The following is a 19,615-nucleotide window of genomic DNA, read 5'->3' as shown; positions in this document are numbered from 1 at the left end:
CCCAATGCCGAAAGCAGTCAAGCTTGCCGAAGATTTCTATGTCATTTCTGGCGATAAATTAACCCATCCATGGGATGCAAGTGCTTATTTGCTTACAGGAAGCGAGCCTGTCCTGATTGATTGTGGAGGTTCTGAGGGGTACCCTGCACTGAAACGAAACCTCGAAGAGCTTGGACTACATCCACGAGATATTACAAAAGTGATAGCCACGCATGGTCATTGGGATCATGTTGGTGGATTTGCGCAGCTAGCCAAGGAAAGCCAAGTTGAACTGTGGATGCACGAAAACGATCGCGAGCAAGTGGAACAAGGTGATTACGATCGAACGGCTGCTTTTCTCTATGGCAAGCCTTTTCCAGCTGCACAAGTTCACAGGACATTAAATGATGGAGAAATCATACAAGTGGGCAGATTCATTTTGGAAGTAATTCACACCCCAGGACATTCGCCTGGGAGTGTGTCTCTTCTATTAAAAGATGGCATCCACAACGTATTAATTGCTGGAGATACTTTATGGGGCGGCTACCATCCCAGGGTAGGATCTGATTTGGCCGCGTGGGAGCAATCTATGGATAAGCTTCTGACCTATGATTTTGACTTGATGACCTTCGGTCATTTACCACCGACGCTGGTCTATGATGCGAAGAAGAAAGTTGCTGAGGCACGCAAACAGCTAGGAACGTATTTTAACCCTTGGTTTAAGCCGATGTGCGAAGCCTTTCAGTATTAACTAGCTTGATCAAACGCAAGTAACTACGTAGAGAGAAGGTAGAGAGAACCTATGAAACATAAGAAACTTTACATGATCGGGAATGCCCATCTAGACCCAGTCTGGCTATGGCAATGGCAGGAAGGCTTTCAAGAAACGAAAGCAACATTTCGTTCAGCGCTCGATCGCATGAAGGAATATGATGATTTTATTTTCACGTCTAGCTCCGCTGCGAACTATGAGTGGGTTGAAAACAATGATCGCAAAATGTTTGAAGAAATTAAAGAACGCGTCCGCGAAGGCCGTTGGCAAATCGTCGGAGGCTGGTGGATCCAACCGGACTGTAACATACCTGGCGGGGAATCGTTTGTCCGCCAAGGCTTATATGGTCAGCGGTATTTCAAAGAGAAATTGGGCGTAACCGCGAAAGTAGGTTATAACGTCGACAGCTTCGGACATCACGGCATGCTGCCGCAAATTTTGCTCAAAAGCGGAATGCCTTACTATATTTTTATGCGTCCTATGCCGAATGAAAAAGGCTTGCCAGGTCGATTATTCCATTGGGAATCCGATGATGGCAGCCGTGTCATGTCGTATCGAATTCCATTCGAATACTGCACGTGGGGCAAAGATTTGGAGAAGCACGTACGCCGCTGTATGGAGGAGCAGAAAGATCCGTTCGGCAACTTGATGGTCTTCTATGGGGTTGGTAATCATGGCGGTGGGCCGACCAAAGAAAACATCAACAGCATCAAGCGGATGAATGCATTGCCTGAATTTCCAACGCTGGAAATGGCGGCACCAAATGAATTTTTTGCCGATATGGAAGCCATGGATTTACCTATTCCCGTCGTTCACGATGATCTCCAGCATCATGCAAGTGGGTGTTATGCTGTGCACTCGGGTATTAAGCACTGGAATCGTCAAGCAGAGAATACGCTCATTACTGCTGAGAAATGGTCCTCGCTGGCCGAAATCATCACGGGGCAGCCGTATCCGGCAGACTATCACCGAGCATGGAAAAATGTCCTCTTCAATCAATTCCATGATATCCTCGCTGGAACAAGTCTGGAATCGGCTTATGAGGATGCGCGGAACATGCATGGTGAGGCTATGACCATTGCAGAACGTGGATTAAATTATGCCATTCAATCCCTATCTTGGAACATCGGCATTGAACAGGAAGAGGGCATGAAGCCGATTGTGGTATTCAATCCTCATTCTTGGGACAGCCGAGTGAATGTAGAGCTTGAAATTGGCGGTATCAAGGATACGACCATCGTAGTGGATGAGACGGGGAAACAAGTGCCGTTCCAGTTGGTGCAATCACAGGCAACGGCTGGTGGCAGATTCCGCCTAAGTTTCATTGCAGAGCTGCCTTCGTTGGGTTACCGCGTGTATAAGGTGAAGACATCATCGCTGGAACCCAAGTTAGCCTTACAGCCGATCAAAGCAAATGACTATTCCTTAGAAAATGATAGATTCCGGTTGGAGTTCGATCCAAAGACAGGTTTTATTTCCAGTCTTTTTGATAAGAAAGTCCAATATGAAGTATTCCGCGGCCCAGCGGCCAGACCCGTTGTAATCGAAGATAAATCGGATACGTGGAGTCATAATGTGTTCCATTTTAACAATAAAGTTGGCGATTTCATCGCAACAAGCGTCCAACGTGTGGAACATGGGCCTATTACATCCGTGATTCGTGTCACTAGTGAATATGGCAGCTCGAAAATCGTTCAGGATTTTACGCTATTCAAAGAGTTGGACTATATTGACGTTAAAGTGACAGTGGATTGGCGCGAACAGTTTAAAATGTTGAAATTGGTATTCCCGATTAATTTGATATTTACCAAACAAACGTACGAAATTCCTTATGGTTTTAAGGAAAGAGAGCATAATGGCGAGGAAGAACCAGGCCAAAGTTGGGTGGATTATGGCGGTATTCTGAGGGATGGCGGCGATCATAGCGGGACAACGTATGGTGTGTCGTTGATGAATGACGCCAAGTATAGTTATAGCATTATGAATAAAGAGTTGGCGATAACAGTGCTTCGCAGTCCGATTTATGCCCATCATGATCCAGTTGTGCCTGAGCCTCATGGTCACTATTCCTTCATTGATCAAGGGATTCAGTCTTTCACTTACAGATTGCTGCCGCATCAAGGAAGCTGGGAGCAGGCGGGCACTGTCAAGCATGCGCTTGAGCTGAATCAACGTCCAACGATGATCATTGAATCCTATCATGAAGGCGAACTTCCACAGAAGGACTCTTATTTACATGTAGATAAAGACAACATCATTGTTAGCGTAGTTAAACAAGCGGAAGATGGTAGTGACTTGATTATTCGTGCTTATGAGACTACGAGAGAGTCAACAGATGCAACTATCCAATTGCCGCATGTGAATCGAATGATTAAGGCGCGATTTGGCCCTTGCGAAATCAAAACGTTCCGCGTTCCATCTGACCCGAACCTACCTATCACAGAGACCGATTTGATTGAGTGGTAAGGCGGTGGGGACTGCAATGGAAGGGAAGATTAAGTTGACAACATGTCAAAGAAAAGCGATATTAGAATTTGCAACATTGTTTTTTATTTCCATTGTAAACTCCCCAGTCAGAAATCCCTTTCTGATACGGAAACTAATAGGTGAAAAGGTATTCGAGGATTAGAGGGGGATTGGGCATGATAGCCATACACCGCAGAACCAAAATTAAAGAATTGCTCTTCCAAGAACGCAGTGTCAAAGTGGCTGATTTGGTGAAGGAATTCAATGTCTCCGAAGAAACGATTCGACGCGATTTGAACCAATTAGAACAAGATGGCATCATTCAAAAAAATTATGGCGGCGCCATTCTTCTTGAAGAATTGCAAACGAGCTCGCAACAGATTGCACCTGTCGAACAGCGTAGGTTTCAATACTACGAGGAGAAGGATGCTATCGGTAAAATGGCTGCTTCTTTGGTGGTAGGCGACGAGATTGTCATTTTAGACGCAGGCTCTACGACATGGTGTGTCGCTCGTCACTTGCGTAATGTGCCAGGTCTTATGGTCGTTACGAACGGGTTAAATGTGGCGGAAGAAAGCAGTCAGAATGAAGATGCTTCTGTCTTTATGATCGGTGGCAAACTAATCAAGAAATCGATGAGTCTTGTGGGGCCGCAGGCCGAGCTTGAGCTGCAGAAATATAATGCTGATTTCTCCTTTTTAGGTGCCTCAGGCATTTCCAAACGTAAAGGATTTACAAGTTCTGATCTTTATGAAGCCGAAGTGAAGCGGGCAATGATTGCAGCTGGACAGAAGATTGTAATCGTAGCAGATCATAGTAAATTCGAGCGGCAGGGATTGATTTCATTTTCGAGCTTTCAAGGTGTGGATATCCTAGTTACCAGTGATTTGGTTGAGCAGAGTTTGCTTGACGAGATTAGTCAATTAGGTGTTGAAGTGATGGTGTGCCCGATTAAGCATCTACTTCAGAATGAGGACGAATAAGAATTGAGGCATAGTCCGATTCTACCGAACTAAATGAACACTTTTGACGGATAGGAGTCATTTGAGGTAATTTAGTTCGGCTAATTCGGATTATTCGAGGATTGTTGGTGAAGACAGTGGAATTAGTTAAGGAAATGGAAATTAATTCGTTGACAATCTTGTCTGTAAGCGATAACATATAGAAATAGATATAAGAGAAATGATTTTGGGAACGATCCCAGAAATGTGTGTAATACGAGGTGCCGATAGTTCTTTTTTTTGAATGAAATGTGGGAACGTTCCCAATAATGGAAACGACGATTATAAGTTACAAAACAAGATTGCGCACACTAGTTTGGGAACGTTCCCGTTTTTAGGAATATAAGATTCGTTAGAGGAAAAAAGGAGGCAAAAGATGGGGCCTACAATTCATGATGTCGCTAGAGTAGCGAATACATCCAAGAGCACGGTTTCACGCTATTTAAATGGACAAAAGGTGAAAAAAGACACGCAAGAGGCGTTAGAGAAAGCCATAGAATCACTTAATTATCATCGAAATGAAAATGCCAGAAGATTAGTGATGAGTCGGACGAATACGATCGGTATCGTTGTCGATAACATCTCGAACATATTTTACTCCGGTATTATACGGGGTATTGAAGCTGTTGCGAATAGAAAAGGATACAATTGTATTTTTTATAGCGGGACATCGAATTCTAAACACGAAGCATCCTTTCTCCATCTGCTTTATGAAGGTCACGTTGACGGGATTATCTTACTAAGCTTCCAGAAAAGAGATCAACAGGAGCTGGAACGAATGATCGAGATACCGTATCCATTGGCTTTAATCGGCGATCACGGGGAGTTGGACGGATTATTCTCGGTGGATATCGACAATGCAGCCGGGGTTTCGGATTTGGTGACCTATTTACATGGATTAGGACATCGCCGCGTTGCATATATTTCGGGTCCTGCTCATATGGGGCCAATTAAATATCGGTTGAAGGGCTTGCAACAAACGATGAGCGCATTGGACATGGAATGCAGGCCAGAGTGGATCGTGAACTCTGACTGGAGCAATCAAGGCGGCTATGAAGCTATGAATGAGTTGCTCCAACATGAAGGTTTCACAGCTGTTATTGCATCCAGCGACGAAACGGCAATTGGCGCACTGCGTGCGATACAGGAATCAGGACGTCAAGTTCCTGAACAGATGTCCATCGTCGGGTTCGATGATATTACGTTGTCCAGCTGGGTGTCGCCCAAATTGACAACCGTTCGCCAGCCGCTGCAAGACGTAGGGATGAAGGCTGCTGAGGGGTTGTTTGCCCAAATTGAAGGAGAAGAAGTTGAACGAACAGCATATTTATATAAACCGACACTGATGGTTCGTCAATCGTGTACCACACTTTAGAAAAGGGTTGTGAGCGATGATTTCTAAAATCAATAAGTCGAATTACGGCTATCTATTTATTGCCCCATTTTTTATAGGATTTGGCATCTTTGGATTGATTCCGATTTTATATACGTTCTATTTAAGCTTTACCAAATGGGATGGATTTTCAGATCCGATTTATATTGGTTTCGCGAATTACACACGGCTGTTGCATGACACGTACTTCTATCAAACGATAGGGAATACCATGATCATTTGGATCATGTCGATTGTCCCGCAGCTCATCATAGCTCTCGTACTTGCGATTGTATTAAATGAGAAATGGATACGTGGTAAGCATTTTTTCCGGGCTGTGTACTATTTTCCACATATTATTACGCCAATTACGCTAGGTGTCATGTTCAGTTTAATGTTCGATTGGCAAACAGGCTCGGTGAATAAAGTACTTATGGATCTGGGGATTGTGAGCGAGCCGGTGAATTGGTTTAGCAGTCCTTGGTGGTCACGTACGATTGTATCTGGTGTCATTTGCTGGCAATACTTCGGGTTTAATTTAATTGTATTTATCGCTGGTTTACAGTCCATTTCGGATGAAGTGTATGAAGCAGCCAAAATTGATGGCGCAAACAAATGGCAAAGCACCCTGTTTATTACGCTCCCCTTACTGCGTCCCGTGTTACTTTTTACATTCATTACATCCGTCATCGGGGGGCTGCAATTGTTTGATGCACCATTGATGCTGGGCAGCGGTCCGGACAACACGACAAGAACAATGGTCATGTATTTATATGAGACAGCGTTCAAAAATTTCAATTATAGCTACGGAGCGACGGTCGCATATGGCATTTTCGTGGTTGTCATGATCTTGACGGCAATTACAGCGAAAGCTTCAAAGTTAAATGAGTAGGAGGTAACCATCCAGTGGTTAGAAGTGAAGAGAAACCGTTTGAACTCCATCTTTTACTGTTGAAAATCATCATCTATGTGGGTTTAATTGCGATAGCCCTGACTTGTTTGCTTCCTTTCTACAGCATGTTGATTACGTCTACACATACGAATTCAGACATAGCTCGGAAGCTGTTGATCGTTCCTGGTAATCAGTTTTTTGTCAATTATCATCGGTTAACTGAAACCGTTAACATATGGCGGGGATTTGGTAACACGGTTTTCATCACGGTGACAGCAACCTTGATTAATGTATACTTTGCAGCTTTAGCTGGTTATGGCTTTTCCAAATACAATTTTCGCTATAAAAGCGTGCTGTTCATGATGGTGCTTGCAACTATGATGATTCCTGGACAGTTGGGTATTATCGGGTTTTATAAGTTAATGGATGTTTTCCATATGTTGAATACGTATTATCCGCTGTTGCTGACATCCATGTACAATGCTTTTGGTATTTTCCTTGTCAAACAGTTTGCTGACACCTCGGTGCCATCTGAAATTATCGAGTCTGGAAGAATAGATGGTTATGGCGAAATTCAAATTTTCCATCGTATTATTTTGCCTTTAATGAGTCCAGCACTGGCTACATTAGCGATTTTTGCTTTTATTGGAAAATGGAATGACTTCTTAGTTCCGATGATTATTTTATTCGACGGTGATATGCAAACTCTTCCGGTTATGATTGCAAGTGTCAAATCGCAGTTCTCCTCCGACTTTGGTGCACAATACGTAGGGATTGTTATTTCGGTCATTCCTATTTTGGTCTTCTTCTCTTTTATGTCCAAACGGATTATTAACGGTGTTGCAGCCGGAGCTGTTAAAGGCTAATAAACGAACATTGAGAGGAGTGATGCTCACCGTACAATCGCCTGACTTACTGAACCTATTCGTTTCTATTTCATAGGAAAAAAATCGTTACATGTTCAAGCCAGAAGAATTACTATTTCAATTACATCAAAGGGGCGAATTCTCATGAAAGCACAAAAATGGACATCTATTTTAATGACTGCAGTACTGACTACAGGGGTTTTGACAGCATGCGGTGCGAAATCGAATACGAATAACTCGGCAACTACGAGTCCAGCTGCAACAGCTGCGCCAGCAGTAGACCCAGCTAAGCTCTCTGGTACGCTTTCTCTTTGGACTTTCTTTGATGGTACAAAGGGCATTGCAACTGCATTTGAAAAGAAATATCCAAATGTCAAAGTGGATGTCAAGGTGTTCCCGGGCGATCAATATCAAATCAAATTGTTGTCTGCGCTACAATCCGGTAAAGATGTACCTGACGTGCTTGATCTTGAAAGAAGTTATGTAGGTAAATTCATTGAATCACCTTTCTTAATGGATTTAACACCAATTGGTGCAAATGAACTCGTGAAAAATTATATCCCTTATGTAGCTGAGCTTGGTAAATCATCGGATGGCAAAATTAAAGCGATCTCTGACCAATCCTCGCCGGGCGGCTTCTGGTATTTGAAAGAAAATGCGAAAAAGTTCTTAGGAACCGATGATTCAGCGAAAATCAGTGAAATGGTGAGCAGTTACGATAAGATCATTGAGCTTGGCAAAAAAGTTGCGAAAGATAGCGATGGCAAAGTTCATTTGATCGCGAATACGGGCGATTTGTTCGATATTGCCAGTTACAATACGCAGCCATTCTATGTAAATGGCAAATTAAACGTCGATGCGAAATGGGAAAAAGTATATAACACGCAGAAAGATATCCGCGCGAATAACGTCGATGCTAAACTGCCATTCATGTCAGCAGGATGGGGAAATGCCCTGAATGATGGAAGTGTAGTACTCGTTGCCATGCCAGCTTGGGCTTCGTTCATGATCGGTAACAAAGATAACAAAGCGGTAGGCAAATTTGGCGTTGCCAAAACACCAGAAGGCTTCTATAACGGTGGTACATTCCGTGCGATTTACAATAAAACAGCAAATAAAGACATCGCGAATGAATTTATCAAGTTCTCTGCAAGTGCTGAATGGCAAAATGCAGATTTGCTCGCAAGAGGAAACTTGCCAGCACTGAAAAGTGTGTATGATGCCAATGTTGATAAATACACAGGTACGCTAACAGGCGATCAAAAAGTACTTCAACCTTATTACGAGATGATGAAGGCAATGCCAGTTATTAAGTCTGATAAATACAGCGATTCCATCCTTAGTACGTGGAGAAAAGTGGCTGGTCAAGGGATTACAGATAACAAAAGTTATGCGGATGTCGTAGCTGCTTTCCAAAAAGAAGTGAAAGCTGCGTTCCCAGAGCTTCAATAATGACAAATATAGAGAGCGGCTGCTTCACAAGAAGCAGCCGCGCATGTAGAAGGAGAGAGACCCGCTAATGAGCATCCTTCATGATTATGTTAACAAAATCCGCATCATTGACGGTCATGAACATCTAGCAACACCGCAAATTCGTAAGAAAGAAAATCACGATCTGTTCTCTCTCCTGCATTACTTGGACTCCGATTTCTATAGTGCGGGGATGAAACAAGGTTCTCTAGGAAGACAAAGCTCCTTGGATATGCAGCAAAAGGCTTCGATGTTTATGGACTATTGGCATAAAACGAAAAATACGACGTACGCTCGGATGTTCCGGACCGCGCTGGAAGATTTGTATGGCGTCACGGAATGGAACGTGAAAAGCCTATTAGAGGCAAATGAAAAGGTTTTGCAAGCTACGCACAACCCGAATTGGTATGAGCAAGTCATGGCTGAAAAGTCCGGTATTGATCTTGCCTTTACACTCATCCAAACAACGAAATTGGACTATGATCGTTTTCGTCCTATCATGTTTATGGATTTCGCATTTAAGTTACGAACATTAAAGGATATTACCACAGTAGAACGGATGTCTGGCGTCACGGTCTATCAATTGCGCCAATATTTAGATGCAGTGGATGCCTTATTGCATAGATATGTTCAGGAAGGGATGGTCGCAACAAAGTTCGGGCATGCGTACTGGCGCTCGCTTGCTTCAGGAAAACCGACCTTCCACGAAGCGGAGCTCGTGTTTAATCGATTACTCGGCTGTAGCTTGGAAGAGTCTCTCTCACAAGCTGAAACAATAGCGCTTCAGGACTATTTAATCCATTTTATTATCCAGCGTTCAACAGCTTATGGACTCCCGATTCAAATTCATACTGGACATCATGAAATTAGTGTTTCATCCAACGGCAACACGATCACGAATTCCAATGTAGAGTTGCTCATTCCATTGCTACTGGAATACTCAGAAACGAAATTCGTTTTGCTCCACAGCGGCTATCCTTATTATTTACCTTACTTAAGTATCGTGAAAAATTTCCAAAACGTTTATGCCGATCTGACCTGGCTGTATATTATTTCGCCGACGGCGGCTAAACAAATTTTGCATCAATTCATTGAAATGGTACCCATGACGAAAATACAAGGCTTTGGCGGCGATTATAACTATATCGAGGGTACGTATGCTCACCAGAAACTAGCGAGGAAAGTCGTTGCCGACGTGTTGACAGAAAAGGTAGCCCAAGGTGCACTCGATGAATCTGAAGCGATGACATTTGCTGATCGAATTTTCCGCTTAAATCTAATTGACATCTATCGTTTGAAGGACATGGGGGGACAGGAATGATACAGTGGGGGTTATCGGATAACGGGCACATGAAAGCAGTTGAGATTCGACACGCGGAATCCAAGCAAGAAGCCTGTCTCTCATTTGCCCAATTGCTGACGGTAAGCAACCGACAAGGAGATAAGGAAATCGTCCCGGTGGAAGAAGCAGCTTCGACTTTGGATGGGCTTGAAGTGTCCGGGCAATCGGCAAACTTTCAGGTTAGCTCAAGATGGAAGCAACATCAGGGGATTTGTGATTATTACGAAGTGTTTGTAGACATTCAGTATAAAGGTAGGGAAGCATCTGCCCATAATTTACAGTTTGGCTGTCAGTTAGAAGGAGCAGGTAAACCAGACTGGATGATTCCGGGTGCATTTTATAAAGAGAATCGATTCGAGAAGAACTTGCGTCCATACCCGCGTTATGATTTCCAAGGCGGTGACCCGCAGCATATGGTGTCAGACTACTGGTCCTTCCGTGCGGACCGCGCAGCTCTTCCAGCTGTATTCGCGTGGAATGACGGCATGTGCGGCGCACTATGTACGGAGGAAATGTCACCGTTCGGAATAAGCGGCTTGGGCTTCCGCGGCAATGCTGCAGGTACGGAAATTTGGCTTAACTTTCCTTACAAAGAGGAACCCGTTACGTTTATTGGCAACGCTGTGCCTGCACCAGCCGATTTGGTTATGCATACCTTCCAGCCAAACGAAAAAGTGCAGCTCCATCTCTATGTGTATGCAGGTACACCAGATCCACACAGCTATAATCCATTTGTTCGTCAAATGTATGCGATACATCGCCAAGAGCACGGTCTTAATCCATGGATGGGCTTAGAACAGGCTGCAGAATTAACAGCTCATGGCTTATTCGAATGGCATTATGACAAAGAGAACGAGATCTTAAGGGAAACCGCTGCATTCGACCGAGAGTTTAATAACAATGTGAAAGGGATGGGCGATCGTCCTCACATGCATGTCAGCTGGGTAAGCGGTGTGCCTTATGCCTATGCTTTGCTGATGTACGGTAGGAAAAAAGATAACTCTTCCTATACGGATGCAGGGATTGCAGTCTTGAATAAGATTGCAACAGGTCTTGCACCGAACGGAACCTTCTGGGCTTCTTGGGAGCTTGGCAGAGGTTGGACGGCCGGCTGGAATCCGAAGAGGACTTGGCTTCAAGCAAGAACGGTATCGGAAGCTACGTTATTTCTTGTTCGGGCGTTAGCTTTCGAACGAGAAGCGGGCATCGCGCATCCGGATTGGGAACATGCCGTGCTGTCTAACCTACGATATGCGGTCGATCATCAACGTTCGGATGGAAACTTCGGCTCCTATTACGATTGTGAAACGGGCGAAGTGCAAGAGTGGGACGGCGCAGGCGGTATGCTCTGGATTGCAGCCTTACTTGAGGGAGCGAAATACTTCGCAGACGATGCATTCTCAGCTGCTGCAGTTCGTGGAGGAAGTTATTACGAACGGTTTATCCGTGACGAGTATATCTATGGTGCGCCTGAAGATGTTCATTTAACACCAACTTCCGAAGATGCATACAATGCGGTTGTTTCTTATGTGTTGTTGTATGAGTTTAATCGTCAGCCACTTTGGTTAGAGCTTGCATCAAGCGCAGCAGACTGGATGATGACATTCCGCTGGACTTATAATTTACAATTTCCTAAGCATTCCTTACTTGCGCAATACAACTACTGCTCACGTGGTGCAGATCAAGCCTCAACATCGAACCAGCACTTACACAATTATGGATTGTTCGCAGTACCTGAGATGTTGCGTCTATGGACATATACAGGAGATCGCTACTATCTAGATCGTACCCGTGATCATATATCTTGCTTCTTGCAATTTATTGCCAGAGAAGATGGAGATTTCAATGCTTATAAAGGAATGGTTACCGAACGATTCTATAATACGAATTGCTTTCAGCCTAAAGGAATGATGTTGACACTGTCCCATTCCTGGTGCATTGGACTTATTTTATATGCTGCTCAAGCCTCACTGTCTTATGAGCAGGAGTTAAATTTATTCGATCAATAATGGGGGGCTACCTGATGTATGCGGCGGGCATTGATATTGGCACAACATCCATTTGTGTCGTCATAACCAATATCCAAGACGGATCCATTATCCGTATTGCATCTAGAGCAAATGACTCAGAAATACCTGCTATGGAATTTTGGGAACGTACCCAAAATGCAGATCGGGTTGTAGAACTGGTCAATGAATTACTTGTAGAGTGTCAGGAAGACTGGATAAACGTTCGCTCTATTGGTGTTTCCTGTCAAATGCACGGTGTGCTTTATGTTGACAGAGAAGGTCAAGCAGTTAGCCCGCTCTTTACATGGCAGGATGGCCGCGGAGATTTGCATTTTGCTTCGGGACAAACCTATGCAGAAACGTTAAAGGACTGGACAGATTATCCGATCAATACGGGATTTGGCCTAGTCACACACTTTTACATGACACAGCAAGATGAAATTCCAATGGGTGCTGTAAAGCTGTGCACGATTGGTGATTATGTAGCTATGAAGCTTTGCGGGGAAGCTGCTCCGCTAATGGATCGCACGAATGCCGCAAGTATTGGACTCTATTCGCTAGAGACTGGGAGATTTGCTAACGAAAAGCTGAGTGCAGCAGGGATGGATGCCGGCTATTTGCCAGAGCTTGCCATTGACCGACAGCTTGTTGGAGAAACGACTGACGGGAAGAAGGTCGTCTGTGCGATTGGCGATAATCAAGCAAGCTTTCTGGGGGCAGTTCCTACTTTCGAAGGCAATTTACTTGTTAATGTGGGAACTGGCTCGCAAGTGTCCGTATATTCTCCTCATTTTATGCAATCTCCCAAGCTGGAAACTCGTCCGTTCGTAGACGGGGGGTATCTGCTTGTTGGGGCTTCGCTTAGCGGTGGTAAATCGTATGAAGTGCTGGAACAGTTTTTCCGTTCTGTGCTTGACGCTTTTGCCGAGGAGGATGAAGACCGACTTTACGAGGCGATGAATCGTATGGCGGAAGAAGCGATGACGGAGGCCGTACAACCGCTGCGAGTTGGAACCCAATTTTACGGAACTAGGGAGTATCCGCAAGCCACGGGCTTCATTCAAGGAATTCGAGCAGATAATTTCAATGCCAAACAGTTAACAGCAGCATTCCTTCATGGCATTTTAGATGAATTAGTTGGCTGTACACTGCAGTTTCCTACTCACATTGTTGAAAAGCTAGTCAGGCTGATCGCATCAGGCAATGGGCTGCGTAAAAATACTGCGATGCAACGAATCGCTCAGTTGAAATGGCAGCTCCCTTTAAGTTTTGGCAAGGTAAAGGAAGAAGCAGCATTTGGCGCAGCCATTCACGCTGCAGTCGTAACCGGTTATTTTAGGAATTATGAAGAAGCCCTACAAAGGATGCAAAGGAGCGATAGTCATGAAGCATAAACTTGCCATTATTCATACAACCCCCGTCACTGTAGACAGTCTAAAAGCGTTAGCGAATGAGCTTCTGCCAGGCGTTGAAGTGATGAACTGGGTGGATGATTCGATTTTGCCGCAGCTTGCAGTAAACGGTGGGCAAATTGATGAGATCGAAGATCGCTTTCGTCAATACGCACTCATTGCAGAGAAAGCAGGCGCATCTTGTATTTTAAGCGCATGCTCGTCGATTGGTGAGCTCGTTTCTCGTGTACGTCCTCAGCTGAGCATCCCCATCATTCGAATTGATGACGCGATGGCCGAGTTTGCCGTGAGTTCGGCGCAAACCATCGGTGTGGCAGCAACGCTTGAGACGACGCTTCAACCGACCAAACAATTGATTTCCAGTAAAGCCGCGCTAGCTGGCAAAACGGTGCACATTGAAGCTGTTGTAGCTAAATCAGCCTATCAGAAGCTAATAGCAGGGGATAAAGAGGGGCATGATGTGGAATTAGCTGAGGTTCTTCGCCAGCTTGCATCGGAAACCGATCTGGTCGTACTTGCTCAAGCTTCTATGGCTAGAGTCATTTCGCAGTTTAGTCCAGAAGAGCAAACACATTTTCTTAGCAGTCCAAGGTTAGGCATGCTGCGTGTCAAACAAGTGATCGAGCAACTTTCATAGATAGATAGATAGATAGATAGATAGATAGAGATAAAAATAGGAGTACAAAGGAGAGTTCACCATGACACAAACATCCACGAATTCATCAGTCATTACATTGAAACAAGCACTAGAGGTGGCTGAAGCAAACCATTTTGCCATTGGTTCCTTTTCACCGCGCTATACACCTATGATTGCAGCTGTATTGAAGGCAGGGCAATTAGCGAACTCACCGTTAATTGTTCAGATTTCACATAAAGAATTAGTTCGCTATGGCATTACGGCAGCTGAATTCGGAGAAGAGTTCTACCGTCAAGTAGAAGAAATGAAAATTACCGTTCCAGTCGTCCTTCACTTAGACCACACGAAGGAATTAGAAACGATTAAAGAGGCGATTGCAGCAGGATTTACGTCCGTTATGATCGATGCTTCTGAGAAGCCTTTTGATGAGAATGCCGCGATTAGTAAAGAAGTTGTGGACTATGCTCGTCCCAAAGGTGTATCCGTGGAGGCCGAACTGGGGATGATCGGTACGACAGATTTCGTGGAGACAGATAAAGATGAAGAGCTTTATACAGACCCCGTTGAAGCAGGTGAGTTTGTGGCGATAACAGGTATTGATGCGCTAGCTGTTTCTTGCGGTACGGCACATGGTGTGTATGTCGTCAAGCAGCCCAAAATCGACTATGACCGCTTAATGAAAATCCGTGAACTAACGCCTGTACATCTTGTTCTTCATGGCGGATCTGGTGTGCCTTCGGAAATGATGCGTAATGCCTACAAGTTGCCTGGCGGCGGCGTTAGCAAAGTGAATATTGCCACTGATTTAGAACTGTCACTGCTCAAGGCTCTTGGTCGTGAAGAACGTATGACGAACGAAGAATGTAAGAACTTGTCACCTGACATGCTGCAGGCTGGTCGCGATGCGGTCACGCAAACGGTTATGGAAAAAATGAATGAATTTTTGAGCAGCACTGGGAAAGCGGACGCTTTTAATAACTAATCTGGGGGTTCTTACGATGAAAGAAAATAAGCTCTACATGATCGGCAATGCACATCTAGATCCAGTTTGGCTATGGCAATGGCAGGAAGGCTTCCAAGAAGCGAAAGCTACTTTCCGTTCCGCATTAGATCGTATGACGGAATCCGAAGATTTTATTTTCACTTCCAGCTCCGCTGCGATGTACGAGTGGATTGAGAATAACGAACCAGCGATGTTCGCTGAAATTAAAAAGCGCGTACAAGAAGGCCGCTGGAACATTGTAGGCGGTTGGTGGATTCAACCGGACTGCAACATTCCCAATGGCGAATCCTTTGTCCGTCAAGGCTTATATGGCCAGCATTATTTCAAAGAGAAATTCGGGGTAACGGCTAAAGTTGGCTATAACGTAGACAGCTTTGGACATAACGGCATGCTTCCGCAAATTCTGAAGAAGAGCGGGATGGACTATTACGTGATGATGCGTCCGATGCCAAATGAAAAAGGGCTACCAAGCCGTCTGTTCATGTGGGAATCCGATGATGGTTCACAAGTCATGACCTTCCGCATTATGTATGAATATTTATCTTGGGGCAAAGATTTGGAAAACCATGTTCGCCGTTGCTTAGGCGAGTTCAAAGAGCCGCTCAACGAACTTATGTTGTTCTATGGTGTTGGTAATCATGGCGGAGGCCCAACGAAGGAAAATATTGAGAGCATTCGCCGCATGAACGCGGACCCTGCTTTGCCTAAACTTGAATTTGCGACGCCAGATGAATATTTCAAGCAAATGGAGAGCAGAAATTTAAACTTGCCGGTGGTCCATGATGACTTACAGCACCATGCTAGTGGTTGTTATGCGGCTCACTCTGGCATTAAGCATTGGAACCGTAAAGCGGAGAATCGCCTTATGGCAGCTGAAAAGTACTCCGCACTTGCTTCATGGATTACAGGGCAACCCTATCCGGCAGAGTTCAATCAAGCATGGAAAAATGTACTCTTCAATCAATTCCATGACATTCTCGCAGGAACAAGTCTTGAGCCTGCGTATGAAGATGCGATGTACTTGTACGGCGAAGCAATGGCGATTGCCGATCGTTCCCTGAATTATGCGGTTCAATCGTTATCATGGAACATTAACATCGAACAGGATGTTACCATGAAGCCTATCGTTGTCTTTAACCCGCATGCATGGGAAAGCCGTGTGAATGTTGAGCTTGAAGTTGGCGGTATCAAACCAACGACTGTTTTACTAGATGACAAAGGAACACCAGTTCCATTCCAAACGGTGCAATCTCAGGCATCCGCCAACGGCCGCTTCCGTCTAAGCTTTATGGCTGACCTGCCTTCGATGGGGTATCGCGTGTATAAATTAGTAGCGGAGTCGACTTCTCATAAACCAGTTGGAGAACCGATTGTGGCCAGTGATGTGATGATGGAAAACAAGCGTTTCCGCTTGGAATTTGATAAAGAAACTGGCTTTATTAAAAGCTTATTCGATAAAGTTGCTGATCATGAAGTGTTAAAAGGTGAAGGTGCGAAGCCGATTGTTCTCGATGATAAATCGGATACATGGAGCCATGATGTTCTGCATTTTAATCAAAAAGCAGGTGCCTTTAAAGCGAAAAAGGTATTCCGCGTTGAGCACGGTCCTGTGAAATCGGTCATTCGTGTAGTCAGCGAGTATGGCAGCTCTAAGCTTGTTCAAGATTTCGCTATGTACGCTGATCGGGATCAAATCGATGTTCAGGTGATGGTAGACTGGCGCGAATCGTTCAAAATGTTGAAACTGGTATTCCCTGTGAACGTGATCTTCAGCAAACAAACCTACGAAATTCCGTACGGGACGATTGAGCGTGAACATAATGGGGAAGAAGAACCAGGATTAACGTGGATTGATTATTCCGGGGTTACACGCAAAGGCAATATCATGTACGGCCTGAGCCTCATGAACGATGCGAAATACAGCTACAGCATCCATAACCAGGAAATGGCGATGACGGTACTAAGAAGTCCGATTTACGCGCATCACGTACCATTCGAACCAGATCCAAATGGTGAGTACTCCTTTATCGATCAAGGTATCCAACGGTTCTCCTACTCCTTGCTGCCGCATGAAGGAACTTGGGAACAAGCAGGCACAGTGAAGCGTGCAGCCGAACTGAACTGCAAGCCGATTGCTGTGATCGAATCGTTCCATCAGGGAGAGCTAGCACAAACGGATTCTTATGTGAACGTCAATAAAGACAATATTATTGTGAGTGCGATTAAGAAAGCTGAAGATAATCAGGATCTCATTATTCGTGTGTATGAGACGAACAAAATGGCAACTTCTGCTGAAATTATGTTGCCTAGATGGAATCGTGTTATTAAAGCGGATTTCAAACCATGCGAAATCAAAACGTTCCGCGTACCGCACAATCCAGAATTACCGATAAAAGAAACTAATCTGTTGGAATGGGACGTGGAATAAATGGACGCATCGGTTTGGCAGCAGTTGCAGGAAGCAGGGCGATACATGCTGAATAACGGCTTAGCTTGGGGAAACGCCGGCAACATCAGTGCACGAACCACAGATGGCCATTATCTAATTACCGCAAGCGGAACAGATTTAGGAGAGCTCGGCGAAGATGATTTCGTCGAGTGCTCAATCTCAGAGGGAACTTCCTCTTCTTCGGCAGGAAAGAAACCATCGAAGGAAGTTCCCATGCATCAAGCGATTTATGAATCCCGTCCAGACGTAGGCGCTGTCCTGCATGCGTCCCCTTTTTACAGCACGATGCTAGCTTGTTCGTCAGAAAGCCTGCCGTCTGAGTGGTTTGTGGAAACGATGTATTACCTGGAGCGAATTGAGCGAGTTCCTTATTTTCATCCAGGTTCCCGTGAGCTTGGAGAAGCTGTGCGTGAAAAAGCGTGTAAAGCTAACATTCTGTTCCTCGAAAACCACGGTGTGCTTGTTTACGACAAGAACGTGAAGGAAGCACGAATGGCCATGCATACGCTTGAAATGGCATGCCATATGTATGTCGTGGCGAAGAGCTCAGGCATTTCCCTGCGCAAGCTGCCCGAGGATGTTGTACAGAGCTTCTTAAATGAGTCCGGTTATCGGCCTAGAAGGAGGTTGTCAGAGTGATCGGTATTATCGCAGACGATATTACAGGCGCGAATGACATCGGGATTATGTATGCGAAGGCAGGCATTACAACGCATGTCTACCCGATGGAAGCGTGGACGGATCAAACCAAAGGCGATAAGCCAGAGGTGCTCGTTCTTGATACACACTCCCGATTGGACACAGCAGAACAAGCTTACAAGAAAGTGTTTCAGATGACGAAGAAGCTGAAGGATGCGGGAGTTTCACGTTTTATGAATAAAACGTGCTCCGTGTTCCGAGGCAATATCGGTGCCGAATTCGATGCTATGTTAGATGCCCTAGAGGCATCTTTTGGCATCATAGTCCTTGGTTTTCCGAAAAATGGTCGTACGACACTAGATGGGATTCATTATGTGCATGGTAAAAAACTGGAAGATTCTGAATTTCGTAATGATCCTGTTCATCCCATGCTGCAATCCAATTTGGTTGATATTTTACAATCACAAACAGTTCGCCGTGTAGGACTATTATCCATAGATCGGATTGATCAAGGCTCATCCGTGCTGCAAGAAGAAATCGCTAGAATAAAGAATGAAGGCTTTCAATATGTGATCTTGGACGTGCGCGACCAGCAGTCTCTTCAAATTATTGCTCAGGCTGTTCAACATGAACCGATCCTATGCGGAAGCTCAGCGCTTGCGGAGGAATTGGCTTTATTAGAGGAGCCAGTTGCTGCTGAACTGGGCAATCAACGGAATCAACTGCCTGACCTGGGAAGATCCGCTGTGCTATGTGCGGCAGGAAGCTTAATGCCGCAGAGTGCTGCACAAATTGCCTATGCCAAACAGCAAGGCTTGCAAGCACTGGAACTCGATTCGCTGCTATTATTCGATCGTTCGGAAAAGCAGGCATATTGCCACCAAATCGTTGAGGAAGCGTCTCGACTTCTGAAGGAAGGTCAGGATGTGCTCATTTATGCCTCGAACAGCCCGCTAAAGGTGGCAGCGACGAAAGTGAAGGGAGCCGAACTCGGCTTCGACAATACCGAGGTATCTATGCTCGTTTCGAATGAACTGTCCGACGTGATACGTTCTATCGTCGTGGAAACAGGGCAACAACGGCTGCTCATCGCAGGTGGAGAAACGTCCGCCGCAGTTTGCGACAAGCTGGGAATTGATGGACTTTGCATATGGCAAGAAATACAGCCAGGATTGCCTTCGTGTTTAACCATCCAGAAGCCGCAAAGGTTTTTGGTACTGAAATCAGGCAGCTTCGGCACGGAATCCTTTTTCATAGAAGCGATTGAACATTTGAAACAAACTTAAGATCAGCCGGGAGGAGATTG

Annotated in this window: 15 protein-coding genes; all 15 read left to right on the top strand. The window is 45.0% G+C overall.

Annotated elements, in window-relative coordinates:
* Positions 1-4: 4 nt before the first annotated feature.
* Positions 5-730: an MBL fold metallo-hydrolase gene (locus tag AC58QM_RS10260; protein WP_497283571.1), complete on the top strand. Its 726-nt coding sequence runs from the start codon at positions 5-7 to the stop codon at positions 728-730.
* Between the two features lie 51 nt (positions 731-781).
* The gene (locus tag AC58QM_RS10255; RefSeq protein ID WP_497283569.1) at positions 782-3,217 is read left to right on the top strand and encodes an alpha-mannosidase; all 2,436 of its coding nucleotides are present in this window, start codon (positions 782-784) and stop codon (positions 3,215-3,217) included.
* A gap of 176 nt (positions 3,218-3,393) precedes the next feature.
* Complete coding sequence (locus AC58QM_RS10250; RefSeq protein WP_497283567.1) at positions 3,394-4,200, top strand: DeoR/GlpR family DNA-binding transcription regulator; 807 nt, start codon at positions 3,394-3,396, stop codon at positions 4,198-4,200.
* Positions 4,201-4,594: 394 nt separating this feature from the next.
* Positions 4,595-5,593 carry a LacI family DNA-binding transcriptional regulator gene (locus AC58QM_RS10245; protein ID WP_497283565.1) on the top strand — a complete coding sequence of 333 codons (999 nt, stop codon included), beginning with the start codon at positions 4,595-4,597 and terminating at the stop codon, positions 5,591-5,593.
* Between the two features lie 16 nt (positions 5,594-5,609).
* Positions 5,610-6,482 carry a carbohydrate ABC transporter permease gene (locus tag AC58QM_RS10240; protein ID WP_497283564.1) on the top strand — a complete coding sequence of 291 codons (873 nt, stop codon included), beginning with the start codon at positions 5,610-5,612 and terminating at the stop codon, positions 6,480-6,482.
* Between the two features lie 14 nt (positions 6,483-6,496).
* Positions 6,497-7,348 carry a carbohydrate ABC transporter permease gene (locus AC58QM_RS10235; RefSeq protein WP_497283562.1) on the top strand — a complete coding sequence of 284 codons (852 nt, stop codon included), beginning with the start codon at positions 6,497-6,499 and terminating at the stop codon, positions 7,346-7,348.
* A gap of 144 nt (positions 7,349-7,492) precedes the next feature.
* Positions 7,493-8,800 (top strand): ABC transporter substrate-binding protein, encoded by a 1,308-nt coding sequence (locus AC58QM_RS10230; protein ID WP_497283560.1) that lies wholly within the window; start codon positions 7,493-7,495, stop codon positions 8,798-8,800.
* Between the two features lie 67 nt (positions 8,801-8,867).
* Positions 8,868-10,139: an amidohydrolase family protein gene (locus tag AC58QM_RS10225; RefSeq protein WP_497283558.1), complete on the top strand. Its 1,272-nt coding sequence runs from the start codon at positions 8,868-8,870 to the stop codon at positions 10,137-10,139.
* The gene (locus AC58QM_RS10220) at positions 10,136-12,169 is read left to right on the top strand and encodes a hypothetical protein (RefSeq protein WP_497283557.1); all 2,034 of its coding nucleotides are present in this window, start codon (positions 10,136-10,138) and stop codon (positions 12,167-12,169) included. The genes AC58QM_RS10225 and AC58QM_RS10220 overlap by 4 nt, the downstream gene beginning before the upstream one ends.
* A gap of 14 nt (positions 12,170-12,183) precedes the next feature.
* On the top strand, positions 12,184-13,563 hold the full coding sequence (locus AC58QM_RS10215; protein WP_497283556.1) for a sedoheptulokinase: 1,380 nt from the start codon (positions 12,184-12,186) through the stop codon (positions 13,561-13,563).
* Positions 13,553-14,218, top strand: a complete 666-nt coding sequence (locus tag AC58QM_RS10210) for an aspartate/glutamate racemase family protein (protein WP_497283555.1) — start codon at positions 13,553-13,555, stop codon at positions 14,216-14,218. The genes AC58QM_RS10215 and AC58QM_RS10210 overlap by 11 nt, the downstream gene beginning before the upstream one ends.
* 61 nt (positions 14,219-14,279) lie before the next feature.
* On the top strand, positions 14,280-15,200 hold the full coding sequence (locus AC58QM_RS10205) for a class II fructose-bisphosphate aldolase (protein ID WP_497283554.1): 921 nt from the start codon (positions 14,280-14,282) through the stop codon (positions 15,198-15,200).
* A gap of 16 nt (positions 15,201-15,216) precedes the next feature.
* On the top strand, positions 15,217-17,649 hold the full coding sequence (locus tag AC58QM_RS10200; RefSeq protein ID WP_497283553.1) for an alpha-mannosidase: 2,433 nt from the start codon (positions 15,217-15,219) through the stop codon (positions 17,647-17,649).
* Positions 17,650-18,309, top strand: coding sequence for a class II aldolase/adducin family protein (locus AC58QM_RS10195; protein WP_497283551.1), 660 nt, complete (start codon positions 17,650-17,652; stop codon positions 18,307-18,309). It begins immediately after the preceding gene.
* Positions 18,306-19,595, top strand: coding sequence for a four-carbon acid sugar kinase family protein (locus tag AC58QM_RS10190; protein ID WP_497283549.1), 1,290 nt, complete (start codon positions 18,306-18,308; stop codon positions 19,593-19,595). Before AC58QM_RS10195 ends, AC58QM_RS10190 begins: the two co-directional genes overlap by 4 nt.
* Positions 19,596-19,615: the final 20 nt, after the last annotated feature.

This window comes from Paenibacillus sp. J22P165 (genome assembly GCF_059692015.1).
The sequence above is the reverse complement of the archived record's forward strand: the minus strand, read 5'-3'. Positions and strand labels throughout refer to the sequence as shown.

Excerpts from the sequence above, each read along its gene's own strand:
- AC58QM_RS10195 (WP_497283551.1), top strand. The coding sequence starts at position 17,650 with ATGGACGCATCGGTTTGGCAGCAGTTGCAGGAAGCAGGGCGATACATG.
- AC58QM_RS10250 (WP_497283567.1), top strand. The coding sequence starts at position 3,394 with ATGATAGCCATACACCGCAGAACCAAAATTAAAGAATTGCTCTTCCAA.
- AC58QM_RS10260 (WP_497283571.1), top strand. The coding sequence starts at position 5 with ATGCCGAAAGCAGTCAAGCTTGCCGAAGATTTCTATGTCATTTCTGGC.
- AC58QM_RS10200 (WP_497283553.1), top strand. The coding sequence starts at position 15,217 with ATGAAAGAAAATAAGCTCTACATGATCGGCAATGCACATCTAGATCCA.
- AC58QM_RS10215 (WP_497283556.1), top strand. The coding sequence starts at position 12,184 with ATGTATGCGGCGGGCATTGATATTGGCACAACATCCATTTGTGTCGTC.
- AC58QM_RS10225 (WP_497283558.1), top strand. The coding sequence starts at position 8,868 with ATGAGCATCCTTCATGATTATGTTAACAAAATCCGCATCATTGACGGT.
- AC58QM_RS10210 (WP_497283555.1), top strand. The coding sequence starts at position 13,553 with ATGAAGCATAAACTTGCCATTATTCATACAACCCCCGTCACTGTAGAC.
- AC58QM_RS10205 (WP_497283554.1), top strand. The coding sequence starts at position 14,280 with ATGACACAAACATCCACGAATTCATCAGTCATTACATTGAAACAAGCA.
- AC58QM_RS10220 (WP_497283557.1), top strand. The coding sequence starts at position 10,136 with ATGATACAGTGGGGGTTATCGGATAACGGGCACATGAAAGCAGTTGAG.
- AC58QM_RS10255 (WP_497283569.1), top strand. The coding sequence starts at position 782 with ATGAAACATAAGAAACTTTACATGATCGGGAATGCCCATCTAGACCCA.
- AC58QM_RS10240 (WP_497283564.1), top strand. The coding sequence starts at position 5,610 with ATGATTTCTAAAATCAATAAGTCGAATTACGGCTATCTATTTATTGCC.
- AC58QM_RS10230 (WP_497283560.1), top strand. The coding sequence starts at position 7,493 with ATGAAAGCACAAAAATGGACATCTATTTTAATGACTGCAGTACTGACT.
- AC58QM_RS10245 (WP_497283565.1), top strand. The coding sequence starts at position 4,595 with ATGGGGCCTACAATTCATGATGTCGCTAGAGTAGCGAATACATCCAAG.